Consider the following 19,032-nt stretch of genomic DNA (forward strand, 5'->3'; position numbering starts at 1 on the left):
AAAACTTACGGGAACTCAATATAAAAATGAATTCTTCTTCATTAAAAGATTTCCCCCCATTTTTGTAATATCATCAGTTTAATACAATTCAATTATACAACAGATTTGAGAATCGAAATTTATACAGACGGCGCATGCAGCGGAAATCCGGGAAAAGGCGGATATGGAATTCTCATGCGTGTTCCCGAAAAAAACTACCAGAAAACATTCTCTAAGGGATTTCGTAAAACTACAAATAACAGAATGGAACTTCTGGCCGTGATTTCAGCAATGGAGAAACTGAAATCTACAGAAAATGACATTCATGTTTATACTGACAGCAAGTATGTAGCGGATGCTGTTAATCAGAACTGGATCACCGGATGGATTAAGAGAGGCTGGAAAAATGTAAAAAACCCTGACCTCTGGAAGAAATTTATAGAGCAATACAACATCCATAAACCTACAATGCATTGGGTAAAAGGCCATGCCGGGCATTTCGAGAATGAGCTTTGTGACAAATTAGCAGTGGCTGCAGCAGGCTCTGCAGATCTTGAAATTGATACTTACTTTGAAGGATTGGAAAACAATTCGCTCTTTTAATTTAATTAACATAAATCCATAATAACACGTACAAGATTTGCTACTTTATCATAAAAAACAATATTTTTTGAATAATAATTAATTTTTTTAACAAAATTAACATTAAATACATATTTATTGATTAGGATTTAATATATTTACATCATCTAAATCCCAGTGAAATGAATAAAAATTTATTGTTTTATTTCTCTATTCTTTTATTTACCCTGTCTGGAAAATCCTTTGCCCAGACCTATCAGCTCACCGGAAATCCGATCAACACGACAGGATGGACTATAGTACCTAGCGCAGCTGCAAATACAGATTTCATCATGCTCACCGATGACTTAACCAATAAAGCAGGTGCCATAAAACTAAACGATCCCATTAATTTAAAGTATTGTGACAAGTGGAGAGTTGAATTTGATTTTAGAATTGACGGAAACGGAACTTCTTCCGGCAAAGGAGATGGATTTGCATTCTGGTATCTTGCCAATCCCCCTATTACCAGTCAACAAGGAGCAGGATTGGGAATTCCACAAAACGCAACGGGCCTTATCATAGGTTTTGATATCTACAATAATATGGCAGGGGGCGGCCTGATGAGTAAGGTTCATGTTGCCTACGGAGTAGTTCCCAATACAACAGATTCAAATGGGTTAGAATATTACAACACAGCAGGAAGTTCATTCCATTCACCCGATCTTAATTCTACTCAACCTTTCGTAGGGTCCACTTATAAACATGTTGAAGTTACAGGAGTAACAGATCCCAATATACCAACCAACTGGATTATTACGGTAAAGATAGATGGCAACACAATTACATCACAATCATTCACTCCTTCAGCAGGAGCAGCCACTATGACCCAGGGATATTTTGGATTTTCAGCATCTACCGGAGCTGCAAGTGCTAAGCATTCTATTAAAAATGTAAAAATATATACGGACAAAGTCTCCATTTTAAAGACTTTAGCAACTCAGTCTTTCTGCCCTAATCCTACGACCGGATTTGGAAGCGTGAATCTAACTGACTTCAACGCTCAATTTGTTGCCAATCCAGGAAATTATACTTTTACTTATTATCCTCAGGGAAGCTCTACACCTATAGCTAATCCTAGCAATTATGAATTTAACACCAACAAAACAATAACCATTGTTATTAAAGATAATGCAGGAGTGCTTTGCGATAACCCTGATGGAAAAATCCAGCTGGACCTAAGCCCTTTTAAGGCTAATGACAAAACACTTACTGAATGTAATAACAATAAAAAAGGAACTGCTACTTTCAACCTAAACTCAGCCAATGTCACAGATGTTCCGGGAGTCACAAAGAAATATTACAAAACACTCGGTGATTTAAATTCCGGAGCTAATGAAATTTTAAATCCGGATAATTATATTTCTGCACCGGGAACAGTTTATGTAAAAGTAACCACTCCTCTGGGATGCACCGGCTCTGCAAAAATTGATCTTACTTTTTATCCCGACACTCCAGTAAAGGAAGCTACTATACAATCCTGTTTTATTGAAAACAATATCACAAATGCTATTTTTAATTTGACCACAGCAAATGTCACTTCACTAACCAGCGGTGTCAGTAAGAAATATTACACTACAATTGCTAATGCGCTTAATGAAACTAATGAGATCACTGATCCTTATCAATATACATCAACCAGTACAGCGGTATACGTAAAAGTGACGGATGCTAATAGCTGTTTTGCTATTGCCAAGATCAACCTTGCAGTACTTCCACCTGTTAAATCAGCCATTCTTAAAGATAAAACTATTTGTATCGAAAATAAAACAGATCTGGATGCAGGACCAGGCTTTGACGAATATATATGGAGCACCGGAGCTACTACTTCCGCCATAAAGGATGTGAGTGTAGGAACCTACTGGGTTAAACTCAGAACAGGAAACTGTTTCACAACTCAGATCATCAATGTAAAACCTGCTCCAAATCCTGTAATCTCCAACATTGACATTCATAATAATACAATTGCCGTTAATGTTTCAGGAGGAACACTACCTTATCAGTATTCATTAGACGGAACCAACTGGCAGATATCAAATACGTTCACAGGTTTGGCCAGAGGTGAAGTAAAGGTTTTTGTAAAAGACCTCTATAACTGTCCGCCTACAGAAGTTCAGATTACAGTTCCCAACCTCATCAATGTGATCACCCCTAATGGTGACAACAAAAATGATTTCATTGACTATTCTGCATTGTCCTACAAGAAAAACTTAGTCTTCACAGTATACGACCGATATGGGAACAAACTTTATGAAGCGAACAAAATAAGAAATTACACTTGGGATGGAAAAGCTTATGGTAAAAAGATACCTTCTGCTACTTATTGGTATACAATCTCATGGAATGAAAACAATAAAAATAGTACAGAAACAAAATACTCAGGCTGGGTATTAGTAAAAAATATGGAATAAACATTAATACAAATAACAACGTCACAATCCTTCCACTATGAAAAAAAATCTACTCTTTTTTTTACTGGGTATTTTACTATGCTTGCCAGAAAGAGCTTCTTCTCAAACCTATCAACTTACCGGAAACCCCGTAAATACTACAGGTTGGGATCTTGTTTCAGATGCTGTTGTAAGCGGAGATTTTATAAGACTTACTACAGACCAAACAAGCAAGTATGGAGCCATAAAACTATCTACCCCAATTACCTTAAGCTATTGTGATAAATGGAAAGTAGAATTTGATTTTAGAATTGACGGAAACGGAACAACACAGTTCGGACGTGGAGATGGCTTTACATTCTGGTATCTGGCTAATCCTCCAACAGGTTTTGTATCAGGAGGAGGTCTAGGAATTCCAGCCAATGCATCAGGACTAATGGTAGGTTTTGATATTTTTAATAATACTACGGAGGGCCAGATGAGTAAAGTACACGTTTTATATGGTACAAACAATACTGCCGGCAGCAATATAGAATACAACAATACTCCAGGCAGCACATTTCATTCTCCGGACCTGAATCCCACACAGCCCTTTGTAGGCAATACTTACAAACACGTTGAAGTAAACGGGGAAACAGACCTTACCAATCCCACAAACTGGATTATTAAAATCAAAATAGACGGTGTTCTCATCGCAGACCAGTCATTTGCTCCTTCTGGAAATGCCGTAGGGATGTCACAAGGATATTTTGGTTTTTCAGCTGCAACAGGAGGCGCCAGTGCCAGACATTCTATTCAGAATGCAAAGGTTTATGTAGATAAAGTTCCTATTTTAAACAATACTATAAAACCATTTGTTTGTACCAATCCTGCAACAGGAAACGGAACCGTAGACCTTACATCATACAATACACAATTTGTAAACAGTCCCGGAAACTATATCTTCACCTATTACCTACTGGGATCCGCCACCCCTATTGCCAATCCTACCAGCTTTCAATATACAGGCAATACCACCATTAAAGTAATTGTTAAAGATCCTACATCAACACTTTGTGATAATGGAGATGGCATCATACAACTGGAGCCCACACCATTTGCAGCAACAGACGCTACTCTTACCGAATGTAACAATAACAATGGCGGAGTTGGAATATTTGATCTCAATTCAGCGGCAGTTACCACCTTGACCGGTGTTACCAAAGAATTTTATCCAAGCATCTATGATCTGAATGCCAGCACTAATCAGATTCCTAATCCGGCAGCCTACACCGCTCCCCCAGGAATTATCTACGTAAGGGTAATTACAGCACAGGGATGTGTAAGCACGGCTAAAATTACCCTGAAGACCCATCCGGTTGTAGCCGTTCATGATGTTAATATAGAATCATGTTTTATAGAAAGCAATCCATTAACAGCCTCTTTTAATCTTATCAATGCAGGTGTAGTTCCCAACCCGGCAGCATTTACAAAAAAATACTATCCATCATTAACAGACGCTCTTAACGGAACTAACGAAATAACAAACCCAGGTGCATACATTGCTCCTAATGGAGTTGCTTACGTTAAAGTTTTTGATACCACCGGATGTTTTTCAGTTGCCAAACTCACTCTAACAGTTAATCCTCCGACCCCTTCAAGAGTATTAAATGACAAAATTATCTGTATGGAAAGTAAAACAACATTGGATGCGGGTCCAGGATTCAAAAGCTACGAATGGAGCACAGGAGCTACTACACAGTCTATTAAAAATGTTGGTGTTGGCATCTATTGGGTAAAATTAAAAACCGGAGAATGTATCACTACACAAACCGTAAAAGTAATCCCATCCGAAAGTCCGGTTATCTCCAGCATAGATATTTCCGGAGCAAATGTCACCGTTCACGTTAATGGAGGAATGCCTCCTTATCAATATTCATTAGATAATATAACCTGGCAGGATTCCAATGTATTCACCAATATTACAAGAGGAATAGCTAAAATATATGTAAAGGATAATTATAACTGCGAACCTATTATAATCAATGTCACGATTCCTAATCTTGTCAATATCATTACGCCCAATGAGGACGGCATTAATGACACCATTGATTATTCAGCTCTTGCAATGAAGCCCAATCTGGATGTCAATATTTATGACAGGTATGGTGTACAGGTTTTCAAGGCAGACAAAACCAATGGCTACAGATGGAATGGTACAGCCAACGGAAGAAAAGTACCTACCGGAAGTTACTGGTATTCCGTTTCATGGAATGAGCATAATAATAACAAGAATACTCTTGTCAACTTTACAGGCTGGATCATTGTTAAAAACAGAAATTAATCACATTTATCATTCATATTAAAAGAGTCACTCTGCTATGCAGGGTGATTTTTTGCTTTAAATTAAGCGGATATATTTCCTTTTAAAAGCCCCTTTATTCATATTCAATGCTTAAATTTGTCCTATGAATTATTTGGAAGCTTTAAGCAGAAGATATTCTGTAAAAAAATTTAATACTCAAATTATTCCTCAGGAAACACTACACAACATTCTTGAGTCAGGAAAACTGTCTGCAAGCTCTCTTGGGCTTCAGCCATACAAGATCGTTGTTGTTGAAAGTGAAGAAATGAAGCAGAAGTTAATTCCTGCTTTTTATAACCCATCTCAGATCTCTACATGCTCTCATCTTATTGTCATTATTTCAAAGAAAACAATTGAAGAGAACTATATCAAGGGATATTTTAACCATATTTCCGAGGTAAGAGAAACTCCTCTTGAGCAGCTTGATCCATTCAAAAACAGCATTAAGCAGCATATCAATCAAAAAACACAGGATGAAATTTTCAACTGGGCCGAAAAGCAGTCATATATCGTATTAGCCAATCTGATGTACGCTGCAGCGATTGAAAACATAGATTCATGCCCAATGGAAGGCTTCCGACAGGATCTGATAGAAGAGATTCTGAATATCAATCCCGAAACAGAAAAAGTAACCGTTACCCTCGCTTTAGGCTACCGTTCTGAAGAAGATTACTTCCAGCACATGAAAAAAGTAAGAAAACCAAACGAAAAATTGTTTAAATTTATTTAATATTTAAATGATTGTATCTAAAGCAAGCACATGATAAAAGCGGATGTATTAGTAATCGGTTCCGGTATTTCCGGACTTTCCTATGCCATTAAAGTTTCTGAACAACTCCCTGATGCCAAAATCATTATTGTCACAAAGTCTGATGAAGACGAAAGCAATACCAAATATGCACAGGGTGGCCTTGCTGTAGTTACCGACTTTCAGAATGACAATTTTGAAAAACATATAGAAGACACTATGCGTGCCGGTGACGGAGAAAACAAACGCGACGTAGTGGAAATGGTGGTAAAGGAAGCTCCTGCAAGATTCAATGAAATTGTAGAATGGGGCGCCCAGTTTGATATGAAAAATGGAAAATTCGCTCTGGGAAGAGAAGGAGGCCATACCGAAAACAGAATCGTCCACCATAAAGATATCACAGGCTTCGAAATTGAAAGAGCATTATTGGAAACAGCCAAAAACAGTCCCAATATTGAAATTCTGGATCACCACTATGTAATTGATATCATTACCCAGCACCATGTTCCTGGAAAAGAGCTTAATGAAGGAGATATTCATTGCTATGGTGCCTATATTCTGGATGAGAAATCCAAAACTATCAAGAAAATCACTTCCAAAATCACATTGGCAGCCACAGGAGGTGCCGGACATGTTTATAAAAATACAACCAACCCCACTATTGCCACAGGCGACGGAATCGCTTTCGTAGCCCGCGCCAAAGGAAAGGTTTCCAATATGCAGTATTATCAGTTCCACCCGACAGCTTTGTACAGCAAAATGGATGGAATGTTGTTTTTAATTTCAGAAGCTGTTCGTGGAGATGGAGCTAAATTAAGAACCAAAAGAGGCGAAAAATTCATACATAAATATGATGAACGTGAAGAACTTGCATCAAGGGATATTGTTGCAAGAGCTATTGACGCCGAAATGAAAATTACCGGAGACGAATTTGTCGGTTTAGACTGCAAGGAAATGAATCATGAAAAATTTTTAGAACATTTTCCGAATATTTATAAGAAGTGTAAAGACGAAGGCATTGATCCGTTCACCCAATTAATTCCCGTTGTACCAGCATGTCATTATCTTATGGGAGGCATTGAAGTAGACAGAGACGGCCAATCTTCTATCAGAAATCTTTTTGCAGTGGGAGAATGTACCAATTCCGGATTACATGGCGCCAACAGACTAGCTTCAAACTCTTTACTGGAAGGATTAGTTTTCGGACACAACGCTGCCATGAAAACGGTATCCCTTCTTAATGAAAACCTATTCAACTTTGATGATTTAAAAGCCGTTCCGGAATGGAACGAAGAAGGAATGAAGATCATGGATGAAATGGTCATCGTTAGCTACCTGAGAAAGCAGCTTCAGGAAATGATGAGCGACCTGGTAGGAATTGTAAGAAGTAACAGACGTCTGAATATGGCTTTACAAAAGCATCAGGAGATTGCAGCAGCCGTTGATGAGATCTACCACTACTCTATTCTTTCTCCACAGTTATCAGAACTTAGAAACCTGACTACCGTTGCTCACCTCATCATTATCCAATCTATGGAAATGACAGAAAACAAAGGAGCATTTTACAATAAAGATTTAGCCTAAAAGCATACCATCATGAAAAGACCAAGCTACGTTACAGATAAAACATTAAAAACATTCATAAAAAATGCCCTTGAAGAAGACATTCAGGATGGAGACCACTCTACGCTTTCCACAATTCCTGAAGATCTTCAACAAAGTGCTAAGTTACTTGTAAAACAAGACTGTATCCTTGCAGGAGTAGAATTGGCAGAAATCATTTTTAAAACTTTTGATAAAAATCTTAAAGTAGAAACCTTCATCAAAGATGGAGTTCCATGTAAAGTAGGAGACATAGCCCTTATTGTAACCGGAAGTGCCAGATCTATCCTTTCCACAGAGAGATTTGTTCTTAACTGCATGCAGAGAATGAGTGGTATTGCAACACTTACTCATGATTGGGATTCAAGATTGATAGGAACCAAAACCAAACTTTTAGATACCAGAAAAACGACTCCTAATTTCAGGATGTGTGAAAAATGGGCGGTAGCTATTGGTGGTGGAACCAATCACCGATACGGTCTTTATGATATGATTATGCTTAAAGATAATCATATTGATTACAACGGAAGCATTACCAATGCCGTAAAAATGGCCAAGGATTATGTTAAAAAGACCAAGAAAAAGTTAAAAATTGAAGTTGAAACCAGAAATCTGGAAGAAGTTCAGGAAGCCATCAATGCAAAAGTTGACAGAATTATGCTTGATAACATGGATGTTAAAATGATGAAGAAAGCTGTGAAAATGATAAATGGCTCAACTGAGTCAGAAGCATCCGGTGGAATTACCCGTGACATGCTTAAAGAAATTGCATCAACAGGGGTAACATATATCTCTGTAGGGGCTTTAACACACTCCGCTGAGAATATAGATTTGAGTCTCAAAGCGGTGAAATAGCGTTGAATTTTTAACAAAAACACCTCACCTTTATTAAAAAATCAATAACATGACTTTTTTCATACAAAAAGTCGTTTTTTGCTCATTTTACTGACATTCAACCGATTAACATTATTAAGACTGATTAAAAATTAACATTGAGTTAATAATAGTTAAAATATATTTTGCGAATTTTGCAGAAAATTAAATCTAATTATTACTAACGATTATGAAATTAATCAACAAATCAATACTAACTGTAGTAATTTCTTTATCTACTGCTAGTGTTTATTACGCTCAACAAACTCAGGACACGGTTAAATCCAAGTCTAAAGACATTGAAGAGGTAATTCTTAAAGGTGTTACAGATATCGCTAAAGATAGAAAGACACCAGTTGCGGCTTCTAACATTAAAGCGGCACAAATCGTGGAGAGACTGGGAAATCAGGAACTTCCAGAACTTTTGAATACAACTCCATCCGTTTTTGCTACTAAAGCAGGTGGTGGATTTGGTGACTCCGGAATAGTAATCCGTGGATTTGAATCGAGAAACATTGCCGTAATGGTAAATGGTATGCCAGTAAACGATATGGAAACTGGTACTGTATACACTTCTAACTGGACAGGTTTATCTGATGTAACCAGTGGAATCCAGGTACAAAGAGGACTTGGTTCTTCTAAACTAGCGATTGCTTCAGTTGGGGGTACAATTAACTACATTACACGTTCGGCAGATATGAAGCAGGGAGGTGTTATTCGTTTAGGTGTAGGTAACAACGATTATCTTAAAACTTCTTTTGCATACAATACTGGTAAATCAAAAGACGGGTGGTCTTCATCATTCTTATTAAGCAGACAGGCAGGTTCTACTTATGCTGAGAATACAGAATACGAATCTTATGCTTACTTCTTTGCATTAGGGTTTCAACCTAACGCAAAGCATAACTTTCAGTTTATGATGACCTCAGCCCCACAGTGGCATGACCAAAGATATACTTCTAACTCATTAGGAGATTATTTTAAATACAACCCTAGCCAAGATGGAACTCCATTCAGAGAATATAGCTCTGACTACGGATACCGTACAAATGCTGACGGTAAAAAAGAAACTATAACTAACAAAGCAAATTACTACGCTAAGCCGGTAATTATGTTAAACTGGGACTGGAAGATTAGCGACAAATCTACATTAAGTACCGTTGCATACATGTCTAATGGCCGTGGTGGCGGTGTTTCTGACATAGGAAGAGTAAATGGTAAATTCGCGAGTGGATACATTAATCCAACTCCTGGATCAGGTGGACACATTGACTATGATCAAATCTATGCAGCAAATGCATTAGTAGATGTAAACTCGCCTGCTACAGCATCAGGAACAAGTACTCTAATAAGAAGATCAAGTGTTAATGCTCACAACTGGTACGGTATTTTAGCAAACTTCCAGCACAAAATCAATGATAACTGGAATTTCTCAGTAGGTACTGATGACAGATACTACTATGGATACCACTATATGGTTGCTACAGATCTTTATGGAGCTAAAGGATATAAGGATAATACCAATAAAAATCTAGCAACTCCAAATGTCATTACTAACACTTATGATTATAAAAAGTTAACTTGGAATCCTTTTGGTGGATCACAACCTCCAATGTCTGACAGACTTTCTTTCAGCAATGACGGTGAAGTACTTTGGTACAGTGGATTTGGACAAGTTGAGTATTCTACAGATAAGTTAACTGTTTATGCTCAAGGGTCTGTTTCAAACCAAGGTTTCCAAAGAATTGATAACTTTGTTTTAGATGGTTCTAAAGCCGCTAACGGTCAAATCAACAATACAAAAACAGGATTCAAAAACTTATTCGGATATAACATTAAAGGGGGTGCTAACTATAACATTAACGAACACCACAATGTTTTTGCTAACTTAGGTTACTATAGTAAGCAGCCATTTATGAACTCTGTTTATCCAAGTAACCAACAGTTCTTAAATCCTAACTTGACTAATGAGAAAATCTCTTCTTTTGAAGTAGGATATGGGTATAGATCAGCTAAATTTAACGCATCCGTAAACCTTTATAGAACTCAGTGGTCTGACAGATGGTTAAGAAAATCTATGAACTTCGATATGGGTACTGCAGGAATTTTACCTGGTTATGCAGAAATCAGCGGTATTACTGAAGTTCACCAGGGAGTTGAATTTGAAGGAAACTATAAACCTTTCAGTTTCTTAGAATTTAATGGAATGTTCTCTTTGGGAGATTACCATTATGTAGGAAATGCAAATGGAGCTACATTTGATAACAATAACAACCCTATTGCAGTTCCTGGAACAGATAAAAACTCAACTACACTTTATCTTGATGGCATCAAAGTAGGTGGAACAAACTTCAACAGTATCCCGCAAATGACATCTGCGTTAGGATTTACTGCAATTCCAGTACAGGATCTAAGAATCTATGGAACATGGAGACATGTTGGTAAAGTATACGGAAGTATGGATGCTGGTACATTTACTAAACCTGGTGGAGAAATTTTAAAACTTAAAGACTTCGATCTTTTTGATGTAGGTATCTCTTATAAAATTCGTTTAAGAGATGAAAAGCAATATTTCACTGTTGGTGGTAACGTTTATAACTTATTCGATCTAAGTTATATTTCAGATGCGGGAGGAAATTATGTTAAGACAACTGATAAAATTAATCCAAATGCTAAACCTACTGATCCTGATTATGGGGTAACTTATGAGCAGGCTGGACAAGTTTATAAAGGTGTTGCTTACGGAAACAAAGTATTCTTCGGAGCTCCAAGAACTTGGGCTGCAACAATATCATTCAACTTCTAATTATCACAATATTAGATTTTATAAATATGAATCCCGGCTTTGAGCCGGGATTTTTGTTATCTTTGTCTACAAAAAAATAGATTATGGATTTTTACAAGATTTTATTGAGTGCCCATAAAGGTTTTGGGTATCTCGAGCTTCTTTTGGTTGCATTATTTATCATCGCTCTTTTGGCTACCATGTTTGGTTTCAGCGGGAAAGTGAATAAGTTTTTAAAGAAAACCACTCTTTTCACAATGATCTTCTTCCACGTTCAGTTTCTAATAGGAATCATCATGTTGGTTACTACTTTTAGCGGAGGATTGAATATGGGAGAGGTTATGAAAAATGCGGCATTAAGATTCCAATATGTTGAACATCCATTCTCTATGCTTATTGCGGCAGTATTAATGACTATCGTTAATAAAAAAGTAAAATCTAATGATACAATTTCCCTTGGCGTTACGATTATGGGATTAATTGCGGTAGGTTTATTTGCCTTCGCATTCCCTTGGGCAAAAGTCTTTGGGGCTTAAAACAGACAAAGAAATTATATGCGTTATAATTTATAAATAGTTTAATCTTAAATTTTTAATTAAATCAATGAAAGTAGCTGTAGTAGGTTCAACAGGAATGGTTGGACAAGTTATGCTTAAAGTTTTGGAAGAAAGGAACTTCCCTGTAACAGAATTAATTCCGGTAGCTTCCGAAAAATCTGTAGGTAAAAAGGTGAAGTATAAACAGAAGGAATTTACGATTGTAAGCATGAAGGACGCTATAGCTGCCAAACCGGATATTGCTATCTTTTCTGCTGGAGGTTCTACTTCTCTTGAGTTTGCCCCTTTATTTGCAGAAGCTGGAGTAACAGTTATTGACAACTCTTCAGCATGGAGAATGGATCCTGATAAAAAATTAGTCGTTCCTGAAATTAACGCAGATGTACTGACTAAAGAAGACAAGATCATTGCAAATCCAAATTGTTCTACCATTCAGTTGGTAATGGTTTTAGGACCTTTGAACAAAAAATATGATTTAAAAAGAGTCGTTGTTTCTACTTACCAATCCGTAACAGGAACAGGTAAAGCAGCGGTTGATCAGTTAAACGGTGAAATCAGCGGTGATGAATCTGCTGCAAAAGTATACCCATATCAGATTTTCAAGAATGCATTGCCTCATTGTGATGTATTTGCTGATGATGATTATACTAAAGAAGAAATTAAATTGATGAAGGAGCCTAAGAAAATCCTTGGCGATGATACATTCAATTTAACTGCAACAGCCGTAAGAGTTCCGGTTCAGGGAGGTCACTCAGAAAGTGTAAACATTGAATTCGAAAACGAATTTGAGCTGGATGAAGTAAGAAAGATCTTATCTGAAACACCTGGAGTAATCGTAATGGATGATGTGAAAAACAACCACTACCCGATGCCTTTATACTCAGAAGGAAAAGATGAAGTCTTCGTAGGAAGGATAAGACGGGATCTCTCACAGCCGAAAACGCTCAACCTTTGGATCGTAGCAGACAACCTGAGGAAAGGAGCAGCAACCAACGCTGTACAAATCGCAGAATACCTTGTAGCAAACAACTTAGTATAAACTAACAAAATAAAAAAGAGTCTCAGAATTGAGATTCTTTTTTTTATCAAACATAGTATGAATACCCCGAAGAATACCCACAAAGAAAAAATAGGATTCCAAAAGATCATTGCCACTTTTGGAGTTATCCTCTTCGTTGGAAAGATCATTGCCTGGAAGCTTACCAATTCCGATGCAGTATTCTCTGACGCCATGGAGAGTATTGTAAATGTCATCAGTGCATTTATGGGATTATATTCACTTCACCTTGCCGCAAAACCTAAAGATGAAGACCATCCTTATGGCCACGGAAAGGTTGAATTCGTCACCTCTGGTATTGAAGGCGCGTTGATTGCCATTGCAGGACTTATGATCATCTATGAAGGCATATCCAGCCTTATCGTAGGAAAAACCCTGAGCAAAATTGACTTAGGAATCTGGATCATTGCCGCAACAGCTGTTATCAACTATCTTCTGGGATATATTTCTATAAAGAAAGGGCAAAAAGAAAATTCATTGGTTCTTATTTCTTCCGGAAAACACCTGCAATCAGATACCATCACAACCCTTGGAGTAGTAGCCAGTTTAATTATTGTTTACTTTACCAGAATTTATTGGCTGGATTCTGTTGTTGCTTTGATATTTGGACTTTATATCATATTTGTAGGCTATAAAATTGTCCGGAAATCATTAAGCGGTATTATGGACGAACAGGATCCGGAAATACTGCATCAGGTAATCAGAATCCTTGAAGCAAACAGGCATACAGAATGGATTGATATACACAATATGAAAATCCAACAGTTTGGAGCCTCGCTTCATATTGATGCCCATATTACCCTACCCTGGTATTATGACCTTCGTGATGCTCACAATGAAATGGAAAAAGTCATTATTCTTTTGGCTAAGAACATCAAAAGAAACATCGAATTTAATTTTCACATGGATGACTGTAAGCCTATTTCATGCCCGGTATGCCAGATTACAAACTGCCCTGTTCGCCAAAAAGATTTTGTAAAAAGAGTGGAATGGACCGCAGACAATGTAACCCGTGTAGATAAACACACTGTAGACTAGAAAATATATAAAATTTAAAAAGGCTGAGAAAGCAAAAATATAAGGGTATTACTTATCCTTATTTGCTTACTCAGCCTTCTTTATTTACGATCCATTTGTTTTCTATAGTAAAACACCGGAACAATCAGCAGTATAATTAAGGGCTGAATCACAAATCTTCTCATATAAAAAGAAAAAAGATACCCAATTTCAAATCTGTTCTGAATACAATACAGATAAATAGGAAAGGTTATCAGAAAAATGATAAGAATCATCAAAGCACCCTGTATAGTCCATTGTTTATTTTTAAATAAGCCCTGAATAATCAGGCATGAGAAAAACAGATTAAGAGCAAATCTAAAAAGATAGCCTCCCACTAATTTCCCCCATTCAAATGCAGGAAATGCAATATTTTTATTGGCCTCATGGAAGTAATCCAGAAACGGATCATAAAATATTTTATCTTCCATTACCCTCACTCCTATCAAGCCACAGATGCCTGAAATAACCAGAAGCCAACTAAGAATTTTCATGTTTTAAAGCAAAGAATTTAATCCAGATTAACCAAAGTAAAACCACACTACCATAAATCGCTGCCGGGAAAACAAAATCATGGAACATTTTACCATATTCTTTGTGTTCTGCCATCACAATATTTAATCCTACAATCCGTAAAAGATTGATAATATAAAGTAAAACCAGCCCCGTCAGCACAAAAACAAATGTTTTAGCTCCTTTATAAAAAGCAAAAACAAAGGATACAAAGAGGATCATGACAGAAATAGCATTACAGCCTTCCACCATTCTTGTTACATATTGCTTCTTTACATAAAACCAGACCTGCTCATTCTTCACATCATTGTACAATTGGGAAGGATAACCTAAAACATTTTGTACCGCACTCGCCTGGTCGGCAATAATTTCTGAAAAAGGATCCAAACCGGAATCCTTACCCGCATTGAGATAAAATTGATACGCAACAAGCAATACCAGATAAATAATGATGAAGCGCAGTAGAATTCCTAGCACCGGCTTAAAGTCCTTTAACATATTACAAAGATAAAAATTAGGCTGTAATAACCTGAAGGAGAAACAAGAAAGTTAAAACATACCATTAAAAACCGGATATAGGAAGCTTAAAACAACTACCCAGTGATAAATCAAAGAAAAATTACCCGAAACCTTTCAGATAAAGCTTACAAAAATAAGCCTCATCATATATTTTCATGCTTAATTCTCCCCTCTTCCAGCTTCCCTCTTCCAGCCTAACACTATTCGTGTTAAATTAGTATATTTGTTTCCATATTATTATGACTTCTGACAACGCCAATCGATTTTTTGAAACCCATCTCGGTAAAAAATCCACTGAATTCATCACCTTAGCTCAAAGCGGTTCTGCGAGGGTCAACTTTCTGGCCATAACCGATACTGACCAATACATTATCACCTACAATGAGAATATCCCGGAAAATGAAAGTTTTCTGTACTATTCCAGCGTTTTTTCTGAACTTCACCTTAACACTCCTTCTATTCTCGCTATTTCAGAGGACAGGAAAATGTATGTACAGGAGTTTTTAGGAAAACAGACCTTATCGGAGATCATTACAGAAGAGCATTTATCAGTTCGGGTAAAGGCTTTGGTACAGCAAACTCTGAAAAAACTTTTTACACTACAGATTCAGACTCAGGAGATCATTGATTTCTCCAACACATTTGAATATGAAAGCTACGATGAACTTCCTATTGTTCATGATCTTTATTATTTTAAAAATTTTGTAGCTGATGTTCTGGAACTGGAATATAATAAATCTACTTTACTGAAAGAATTTAAAAAGATATCAGCATTGGTGGAAAACCTGGAACCCAAAGGCATTATGATCCGGGATTTTCAGGCAAGGAATATCATGGTAAATGAAAAAGATGAAGTTTCTTTTATCGATTACCAATCGGCAATGAAAGGTCCTTTGATGTATGATGTTATTTCATTCCTTTTTCAGGCTAAAGCTGATTTCCCTGAAGACTTTAAAAATGAAATGCTGAATTTTTACATCCAGCTGTTTGAAGATCAAAAAACTCAAGATCAACTAAAAGAATCGGTTAAACCAATTCAGATGATGAGATTTCTTCAGGTTCTGGGAGCGTATGGCTTCAGAGGCTTAATTCAGAGGAAACAACACTTTATGACAAGTCTTGAAAAAGGAATCCAAAACATCACACAATTTGCGGCTTCCTGGGAAGACATGAAAAATTATCCTGAACTTAATAAAGTCATTGAACAATTGACCTCTGGTAAAACAGAACAGAAGATTAAAGAAATATTAAATTTGAACCAGTAAGCTACTTTAAAGCTTTAAGAAAATTAAGATTATAAATATCTTAGTGGTTCTAGTCCAAATAATAAAATAAAGAAGAAAATGCTACACATAGACATCCACAGTTTTTCGTACAAGAAAGGAGGAATTCCAACAGATCAATCAGGAAACGGAGGCGGTTTTGCCTTTGACTGCAGAGGAATTTTAAATCCCGGAAGAATTGAAGAATATAAAATCCAAACGGGAAATGATATCGGTGTTCAGGAGTATCTTGAAACTAAAACTGAAATGCCTAAGTTCTTAGAACTGATAAAATCTCTCGTATCTATTAATATTGATGATTATCTGGCAAGAGGTTTTGAAAATCTTCAGATCAACTTCGGATGTACTGGCGGACAGCACAGATCCGTATACTCTGCTATAAAAATCGCTGAATTCATCAAAGAAAAATATCCCAACGGAACCGTGATAACCATTCATCACGATGAACAACCACAACTAAATCAATAAATGATAAGCGATCATTGATAAATGATCAATTAATCCTTTAATTTTAACTTTCATTTATTAACACACAGAAACATTATCATTCATCTATTATCATTTATCAATTATAAAAAATGAAGGCTCTTATTTTCGCTGCCGGAAAAGGCACCAGGCTTAAGCCGTTTACAGATCACCATCCTAAAGCTCTGGCTAAGGTGAATGGTATCCCTCTTTTGGAAAGAAATATCAATTATCTGAAAAGCTTCGGAATAACAGATTTTGTTATTAATATTCATCATTTTGGGGATCAGATTGTTGATTTTTTAAATAAAAATGATAACTTCGGCTGTAACATTGAAATCTCCGACGAAACCAACGAATTGTTGGAAACCGGGGGCGGCTTGATTTTTGCCAGAAGATTTCTTGATCATGGAGAAGATTTTTTAATTTTAAATGCTGATATTTTAACTGAGATCAATATTAATGAATTGGTAGAGTATCATAAAAAAATAAAAGATTTTGCTACTTTAGCGGTTTCGGATCGTGAAAGTTCAAGAAAACTCCTTTTCAATGATGATTTGGTATTAAGAGGTTGGCTGAATGTACAAACAGGTGAACAGAGACTTGCTGAATTCAATAAAGGGTTTAAAGCTCTTGCCTTCAGTGGGGTTCATTGTATCAATCCTGTCATCTTTGAAAAAATAAAAAGAAAAGGTAAATTCTCCGTTATGGAAGAATATCTGGATCTGATGCAGACTGAGCATATACATGGTTTTCTGCATGACAGCATTCTTATAGATGTTGGAAGACCAGAATCTGTAATAGAGGCTGAAAAACATTTTAAATAATTTTTGCAAATGGAAATTGATGGAATGAGGGATGAAAGTCTAGTAAACCCGGAATTAGATAGCAACGAGACAAAGCTTCACAATAGTTTCAGACAAAAAACATGGGATGAAACGATCACGAAGGACAGCTGGATGGTCTTCAAGATCATGGCAGAATTTGTAGATGGCTATGAAAAACTGGCAAAAATAGGCCCATGTGTATCTATATTTGGTTCAGCACGTCTGAAGCCGGAAAATAAATACTATGACATGGCCGTGGAAATTGCTGAGAAAATTACAAAACTAGGTTTCGGAATTATTACCGGTGGTGGTCCGGGAATCATGGAGGCAGGAAATAAAGGAGCTTTTAATGCTAAAGGAAAATCCATCGGGCTTAATATCGATCTTCCTTTTGAACAGCATTTCAATCCTTATATCAATAAATCCTATTCTATGAACTTCGATTACTTTTTCGTGAGAAAAGTAATGTTTGTAAAATACTCCCAAGGCTTTGTAGTAATGCCGGGAGGTTTCGGAACATTGGATGAACTTACTGAAGCGATGACTTTGATTCAAACCAATAAAATCGGTAAATTTCCCATCGTATTGGTGGGGACTGAATTCTGGGGTGGATTATTAGACTGGTTTAAGGCAACCTTATTAAAAGAAGGAATGATTGCAGAAGATGATCTTGATCTTTATCGTGTGGTAGACACTGCTGATGAGGCAGTAGCACACATTAAAGCTTTTTATGATAAGTATTCTGTGAATGTAAATTTTTAATTGGCATATTATTTGTGAACTATAACTAGCAAGAATGATTGTAAATCTATTAATTAAGATGAAAAAACTTTTATATATATCAGGAATTTTAACATTTTTTGTGTTAATGAGTTTTATGTATGTAGACTTTTTCTCTTCAATGACCAAAGTGGATTATATTGATGGAAGCAAGACATTGAAGTTTACCACAAAAATGAATACAAGCCATATCTCTGATGCCATTAAAATCAATCCCAACACAGCAGGATTTGAAGCAGAAGTGAAAAAATATGTGAACAATAATTTTGATGTATTTGTCAATGGTGCTCCCAAAACAATTACTTTCACCGGAAGTCAGATAAGCGGAGAAACTGTATGGGTGTATTTTGAAACCGGAGGGGTTTCTGATATCACTACCCTAAAGATTAAAAATACGATTCTTTTAAGCGCTTTTCCTAAGCAGATTAACCTGGTCAGCGTTGCTTATAAAGGCAGCCAGAAAATGATGAATTTTCAAAGAGGAAAAGAAGTGAATGAAGTTTCCTTTTAAATGAAACAACTTATAATATAAAACCACTGCTGTTGCGGTGGTTTTTTGTTATTATCTACTCAATACATACACATTCTTAATTCATATTCAATATCATCATATTGAAAAAGATTTTTTTTCCA

At 36.5% G+C, this 19,032-nt stretch carries 17 protein-coding genes; 15 read left to right on the plus strand and 2 right to left on the minus strand.

What is annotated here, in order from left to right:
- Nucleotides 1-105 precede the first annotated feature (105 nt).
- The 10 genes from rnhA to M2372_RS12785 all read left to right on the plus strand — a co-directional run bounded on the left by rnhA (nucleotide 106) and on the right by M2372_RS12785 (nucleotide 13,994).
- On the plus strand, nucleotides 106-582 hold the full coding sequence (gene rnhA, locus M2372_RS12740; protein WP_123320459.1) for a ribonuclease HI: 477 nt from the start codon (nucleotides 106-108) through the stop codon (nucleotides 580-582).
- Nucleotides 583-743: 161 nt separating this feature from the next.
- Nucleotides 744-3,011 carry a T9SS type B sorting domain-containing protein gene (locus M2372_RS12745; protein WP_123320458.1) on the plus strand — a complete coding sequence of 756 codons (2,268 nt, stop codon included), beginning with the start codon at nucleotides 744-746 and terminating at the stop codon, nucleotides 3,009-3,011.
- A 37-nt stretch (nucleotides 3,012-3,048) separates the two neighbouring features.
- The gene (locus M2372_RS12750; protein WP_123320457.1) at nucleotides 3,049-5,313 is read left to right on the plus strand and encodes a T9SS type B sorting domain-containing protein; all 2,265 of its coding nucleotides are present in this window, start codon (nucleotides 3,049-3,051) and stop codon (nucleotides 5,311-5,313) included.
- A gap of 124 nt (nucleotides 5,314-5,437) precedes the next feature.
- Entirely contained in the window at nucleotides 5,438-6,064 is a 627-nt protein-coding gene (locus tag M2372_RS12755) for an NAD(P)H-dependent oxidoreductase (RefSeq protein ID WP_115968127.1), read from the plus strand.
- A 30-nt stretch (nucleotides 6,065-6,094) separates the two neighbouring features.
- Nucleotides 6,095-7,666, plus strand: a complete 1,572-nt coding sequence (gene nadB, locus M2372_RS12760; protein ID WP_123320456.1) for an L-aspartate oxidase — start codon at nucleotides 6,095-6,097, stop codon at nucleotides 7,664-7,666.
- Between the two features lie 12 nt (nucleotides 7,667-7,678).
- Complete coding sequence (gene nadC / locus M2372_RS12765) at nucleotides 7,679-8,539, plus strand: carboxylating nicotinate-nucleotide diphosphorylase (protein WP_123320455.1); 861 nt, start codon at nucleotides 7,679-7,681, stop codon at nucleotides 8,537-8,539.
- A gap of 208 nt (nucleotides 8,540-8,747) precedes the next feature.
- Nucleotides 8,748-11,363 (plus strand): TonB-dependent receptor, encoded by a 2,616-nt coding sequence (locus M2372_RS12770; RefSeq protein ID WP_123320454.1) that lies wholly within the window; start codon nucleotides 8,748-8,750, stop codon nucleotides 11,361-11,363.
- A gap of 83 nt (nucleotides 11,364-11,446) precedes the next feature.
- Nucleotides 11,447-11,878 (plus strand): hypothetical protein, encoded by a 432-nt coding sequence (locus M2372_RS12775; RefSeq protein WP_123320453.1) that lies wholly within the window; start codon nucleotides 11,447-11,449, stop codon nucleotides 11,876-11,878.
- A 67-nt stretch (nucleotides 11,879-11,945) separates the two neighbouring features.
- On the plus strand, nucleotides 11,946-12,938 hold the full coding sequence (locus M2372_RS12780; RefSeq protein ID WP_115968136.1) for an aspartate-semialdehyde dehydrogenase: 993 nt from the start codon (nucleotides 11,946-11,948) through the stop codon (nucleotides 12,936-12,938).
- A gap of 57 nt (nucleotides 12,939-12,995) precedes the next feature.
- Nucleotides 12,996-13,994: a cation diffusion facilitator family transporter gene (locus tag M2372_RS12785; RefSeq protein ID WP_123320452.1), complete on the plus strand. Its 999-nt coding sequence runs from the start codon at nucleotides 12,996-12,998 to the stop codon at nucleotides 13,992-13,994.
- 80 nt (nucleotides 13,995-14,074) lie between these two features.
- Here M2372_RS12785 and M2372_RS12790 read toward each other — a convergent pair whose 3' ends face one another.
- Nucleotides 14,075-14,506: an exosortase F system-associated membrane protein gene (locus tag M2372_RS12790; RefSeq protein WP_123320451.1), complete on the minus strand. Its 432-nt coding sequence runs from the start codon at nucleotides 14,504-14,506 to the stop codon at nucleotides 14,075-14,077.
- Nucleotides 14,493-15,023, minus strand: a complete 531-nt coding sequence (gene xrtF / locus M2372_RS12795) for an exosortase family protein XrtF (protein ID WP_115968141.1) — start codon at nucleotides 15,021-15,023, stop codon at nucleotides 14,493-14,495. Before xrtF ends, M2372_RS12790 begins: the two co-directional genes overlap by 14 nt.
- Nucleotides 15,024-15,283: 260 nt before the next feature.
- Here xrtF and M2372_RS12800 point away from each other — a divergent pair, with 260 nt between their 5' ends.
- From M2372_RS12800 to M2372_RS12820, 5 genes are all read left to right on the plus strand, one after another.
- Nucleotides 15,284-16,309, plus strand: a complete 1,026-nt coding sequence (locus M2372_RS12800) for an aminoglycoside phosphotransferase family protein (RefSeq protein WP_123320450.1) — start codon at nucleotides 15,284-15,286, stop codon at nucleotides 16,307-16,309.
- 78 nt (nucleotides 16,310-16,387) lie between these two features.
- Nucleotides 16,388-16,795 carry an RNase adapter RapZ gene (locus M2372_RS12805; RefSeq protein WP_123320449.1) on the plus strand — a complete coding sequence of 136 codons (408 nt, stop codon included), beginning with the start codon at nucleotides 16,388-16,390 and terminating at the stop codon, nucleotides 16,793-16,795.
- 110 nt (nucleotides 16,796-16,905) lie between these two features.
- Nucleotides 16,906-17,619: a nucleotidyltransferase family protein gene (locus M2372_RS12810; protein WP_115968146.1), complete on the plus strand. Its 714-nt coding sequence runs from the start codon at nucleotides 16,906-16,908 to the stop codon at nucleotides 17,617-17,619.
- Between the two features lie 24 nt (nucleotides 17,620-17,643).
- Nucleotides 17,644-18,381, plus strand: coding sequence for a TIGR00730 family Rossman fold protein (locus tag M2372_RS12815; protein WP_115968641.1), 738 nt, complete (start codon nucleotides 17,644-17,646; stop codon nucleotides 18,379-18,381).
- A gap of 58 nt (nucleotides 18,382-18,439) precedes the next feature.
- Nucleotides 18,440-18,910, plus strand: coding sequence for a DUF6702 family protein (locus M2372_RS12820; protein ID WP_228438434.1), 471 nt, complete (start codon nucleotides 18,440-18,442; stop codon nucleotides 18,908-18,910).
- The last annotated feature ends 122 nt before the right edge of the window (nucleotides 18,911-19,032 follow it).

The sequence above is a fragment of the Chryseobacterium sp. BIGb0232 genome, assembly GCF_024810195.1.
In the GTDB taxonomy this organism is placed as follows: domain Bacteria; phylum Bacteroidota; class Bacteroidia; order Flavobacteriales; family Weeksellaceae; genus Chryseobacterium; species Chryseobacterium pennae.

Excerpts from the sequence above, each read along its gene's own strand:
- M2372_RS12745 (WP_123320458.1), top strand. The coding sequence starts at position 744 with ATGAATAAAAATTTATTGTTTTATTTCTCTATTCTTTTATTTACCCTG.
- M2372_RS12750 (WP_123320457.1), top strand. The coding sequence starts at position 3,049 with ATGAAAAAAAATCTACTCTTTTTTTTACTGGGTATTTTACTATGCTTG.
- M2372_RS12755 (WP_115968127.1), top strand. The coding sequence starts at position 5,438 with ATGAATTATTTGGAAGCTTTAAGCAGAAGATATTCTGTAAAAAAATTT.
- nadB (WP_123320456.1), top strand. The coding sequence starts at position 6,095 with ATGATAAAAGCGGATGTATTAGTAATCGGTTCCGGTATTTCCGGACTT.
- nadC (WP_123320455.1), top strand. The coding sequence starts at position 7,679 with ATGAAAAGACCAAGCTACGTTACAGATAAAACATTAAAAACATTCATA.
- M2372_RS12770 (WP_123320454.1), top strand. The coding sequence starts at position 8,748 with ATGAAATTAATCAACAAATCAATACTAACTGTAGTAATTTCTTTATCT.
- M2372_RS12775 (WP_123320453.1), top strand. The coding sequence starts at position 11,447 with ATGGATTTTTACAAGATTTTATTGAGTGCCCATAAAGGTTTTGGGTAT.
- M2372_RS12780 (WP_115968136.1), top strand. The coding sequence starts at position 11,946 with ATGAAAGTAGCTGTAGTAGGTTCAACAGGAATGGTTGGACAAGTTATG.
- M2372_RS12785 (WP_123320452.1), top strand. The coding sequence starts at position 12,996 with ATGAATACCCCGAAGAATACCCACAAAGAAAAAATAGGATTCCAAAAG.
- M2372_RS12790 (WP_123320451.1), bottom strand. The coding sequence starts at position 14,506 with ATGAAAATTCTTAGTTGGCTTCTGGTTATTTCAGGCATCTGTGGCTTG.
- xrtF (WP_115968141.1), bottom strand. The coding sequence starts at position 15,023 with ATGTTAAAGGACTTTAAGCCGGTGCTAGGAATTCTACTGCGCTTCATC.
- M2372_RS12800 (WP_123320450.1), top strand. The coding sequence starts at position 15,284 with ATGACTTCTGACAACGCCAATCGATTTTTTGAAACCCATCTCGGTAAA.
- M2372_RS12805 (WP_123320449.1), top strand. The coding sequence starts at position 16,388 with ATGCTACACATAGACATCCACAGTTTTTCGTACAAGAAAGGAGGAATT.
- M2372_RS12810 (WP_115968146.1), top strand. The coding sequence starts at position 16,906 with ATGAAGGCTCTTATTTTCGCTGCCGGAAAAGGCACCAGGCTTAAGCCG.
- M2372_RS12815 (WP_115968641.1), top strand. The coding sequence starts at position 17,644 with ATGAGGGATGAAAGTCTAGTAAACCCGGAATTAGATAGCAACGAGACA.
- M2372_RS12820 (WP_228438434.1), top strand. The coding sequence starts at position 18,440 with ATGAAAAAACTTTTATATATATCAGGAATTTTAACATTTTTTGTGTTA.